1 protein-coding gene is annotated in these 3,425 nt (G+C 47.4%); it reads right to left on the bottom strand.

Annotated elements, in window-relative coordinates; translation table 11 throughout:
• Positions 1–3,425 (bottom strand): amino acid adenylation domain-containing protein (locus Q0577_RS19565; RefSeq protein WP_298739283.1); only part of this gene is annotated, 3,425 nt, incomplete at both ends.

Consider the following 3,425-nt stretch of genomic DNA (forward strand, 5'->3'; position numbering starts at 1 on the left):
GTTTAACTGCTTAAGAGGCGTCAGGGGCTGTGCTATCAACGCCTCCATCAACCGCTGCAGGTGATCTGCCATACGGCTGATCGTTACTTCAGTATACAGGTCAGTGTTATACCTCAGTACAACCAGGATTGTTTCACCGGTCTCAAAGAATTCAAAAAGTAGGTCAAATTTACTGGCCTCACTATTTATACCTGTATACCTGCTTATTTTCAATGTTTCAGGCGCTTCCACAGCGGATGCAAAGCTGAACTCATTGTTCTGCAACACGATCATTACATCGAACAATGCGTTGCGGCTCATATCTTTTGCAAGCTCTAGTTCATTCACGAGCTGGTCGAAAGGATATACCTGGTGCTCGTAAGCGCCTAAAGTAACCTGGCTTGTATGTTCAAGGAGATCCCTGAAGGAACTGTTTTCATTCAGCTTGAGCCGCAGCGCCAGCGTATTCAAATAGCAGCCGATCTGCTTTTCCAGGTCGGCGTGCTGTCTGCCTGCTATGGGACTTCCGATAATAATATCGTTCTGCCGGCTATAGCGGTGCAACAGCATGCCCACTGATGCCAGGAGTCCTGAGAAAAGTGTAGTGCCCTCACTACGGCAAAGGGCTTTGAGCCCTGAAGCTATATGGGCATCCATGCGCCAGTTAATGTTGCTTCCATTGTAGGTTTTGATTGCCGGACGGTTTTTGTCCAATGGCATATCAAGCACCGGAAGCGGCGCTTCGAACTGTTTAAGCCAGTAGCTCCTGTGTAATTGCAGGTGTTCTCCGCTTAGCTGTTGCTGTTGCCAGGAAGCATAATCTTTATACTGGATAGCCAATGGCTGTAAAGGCGCCGCTTCGCCCTGAACATATGCTTTATAAAGCTGTATTAGCTCCTGGATAAATACCCCCATTGACCAGCCATCACTGCAGATGTGATGCATGACATAGGTAAATACCCAGCGCTTATCCGCTACCTGATACACGGTGGCGCGCAGCAAGGGCCCCCTGCTGAGGTCAAATGGCCGTTGAAAGTCTGCCCGGATGAATTGTTGTAATGCCTCTTCTGTTTCCTGTGAAACGTCTTTATAGGTTATGTAAAAATCCGCTGCTGTTCCCGCCGGAAGGATCAGTTGTCTGGGTTCACCTTGCTTATTCTGCCGGAATATGGTCCGCAGGCTCTCATGTCTTTCTACCAGGCTGCGGAAGGCCTGCTGAAGCGCGTCAAAGTCCAGTTTTCCTTCCAGGGTATAAGCTCCCGGCATATTATAAGCAACGCTGCTTTCCTGCAGCTGACTGAGTACCCATAATCTGCGCTGAGCAGAGGATAGGGGATAGTCTGCCTGCGCATCAACAGCCGTAATAGCTACGAAGGCCAATTTTTGCGCTTTAGCAATGAACGCTGCCTGTTCTTCCAGTATGGCAATAGTGAACAGATCCCGCAGGCTGATCTTCACCTCGAAGATTTTATAGATCTGGCTCATTAGCCTGGTCGCTCTCAGGCTATGCCCGCCAATGTCGAAAAAATTGTCTTTCACACTGATGCGCTCTCTGCCCAGCAGCTCCTGCCAGATGTTTACCAGTTGCTTTTCAGTCTCATTCCGGGGAGCAATATATTCCACGCCTCCTGCCACGCTGATACCTTCAGGATCGGGCAATTGCTTCTTATCTATTTTACCATTAACGTTAAAGGGGAGCGCATCCAGTTGTACATAGTGATCGGGCAGCATATAAAAGGGTAGCTGTTTGGATAAATGATCCCTGAGAGCGACAATATTGATTGGTTCGGCGACCACCAGGTAAGCTACCAGTTCCTTTTCCGCAGCCTTATTGTTTTTTACAATTACTACCGCGTCTGTAATACCGGTAAAGACCTTCAGACAGCTTTCAATTTCCCCGGGCTCAATGCGGTAACCCCTGATTTTTACCTGTTCGTCCTTACGTCCCAGAAACTCGATATTGCCATCGGGCAGCCATCTTCCTAAATCACCTGAAGTGTACATCAGTTCTCCCGGCCTGAAGGGATTGGGTATAAACTTTTCAGCAGTGAGCGCCGGCTTATTAAGGTAGCCGCTTGTCAGTCCATCACCTGCCAGACATATTTCACCGGCCACACCTATAGGCACTAATGCACGGTGGCTGTCAACAATATAGACCTGCGAATTGCTGACAGGTTTTCCAATTGGAACAAGGTCCATTTGTTCTTCAATGCGGAAAGTTGTTGAGAAGGAGGCGTTCTCCGTAGGCCCGTAACAGTTGATAACAGATAAGTGTGGATATTTCCTGAGCAATGTATTGACATGGACCGGCGACAGTTTATCACCTCCTGTCAGCACAACTTCGATTGTTTTGAAGAGTTCAATATGATTATCTACCAGTTGATTGAGAAAACCTGTGGTAAGGAAGATAGTATTTACCCCTTTTCCCAGCAGCAGGGTGGCAAGTTGATGATGGTCTAACAGTACTTCTCTTGAACAGAATATAAGGCATCCGCCATTGAGCAGCATGCTCCAGTACTCAAAAGTGGTAGCGTCAAAAGCAAAGGCACCCGTAGCAAGCAGGGTTTGTTCCTGGTGAAAATCCATATAACTCGCATTCTTAACGAGCCTGACAACACCACGATGCGATATGGGTACTCCTTTGGGAGCTCCTGTGGAACCGGATGTGTACATCACATAGGCTGGAGCTGTAGGCAACACGCGACAGGCCGGTACCTGAGCAGTTGTATCAACTGCCGCATCAATGTCGAATATTTTGCCGGTATAGAAATCAAGGCCTGATGTGTAGCTGTTCTCTGTGATAAGCGTTTTTATCGCTGCATCATTGATAATGTACTCTTTTCTGGAATGTGGGTAATCAACATCGATAGGCACATAAGCAGCTCCTGCCTTCAATACCGACAAGACGGCAATGATCATTTTATGAGATCTCTCGATCATTATGCCGACAAAGTCTCCGGGTTGTACCTGGTATTGCTGTTGAAGACAACCCGCCAGTTCGCTGGTTTGCTGATCAAGTGCTGAGTAGGAAAGCTGAATCTGTTCAAAGATGACAGCCGTTTTATACGGAGTTTGGCTCACCTGTTCCTCAAAGAGTTCGACGATAGAACGCTCCCGCGGATAATTGGTATTGGTATTGTTAAAGGCTAACAACTTTCCGCGCTCTGCTTCATTGAGATAACTTAGCTGTCTGACCGGTACAATGGGATCCGCAGTAAGCGCCTCAAGCAGTACTTCAAGATGATTGGCCATTCTTGATATGCTGGCCTTATGATAAAGATCGCTGTTGTAGCCAATGGCGGCTTGTATACCATCGCCAGTTTCAGAAAATGCGAACAGCAGGTCAAATTTGCTGGAGCCGCTTTCCACAAGATTATAGTTGTTTATGCGAATCTTATCAAGCGATTGCAATTGTGCACTTACATCCGATTCATTGTTCTGAAGCA

Source organism: uncultured Chitinophaga sp. (assembly GCF_937898475.1).
Classification (GTDB): Bacteria; Bacteroidota; Bacteroidia; order Chitinophagales; family Chitinophagaceae; genus Chitinophaga.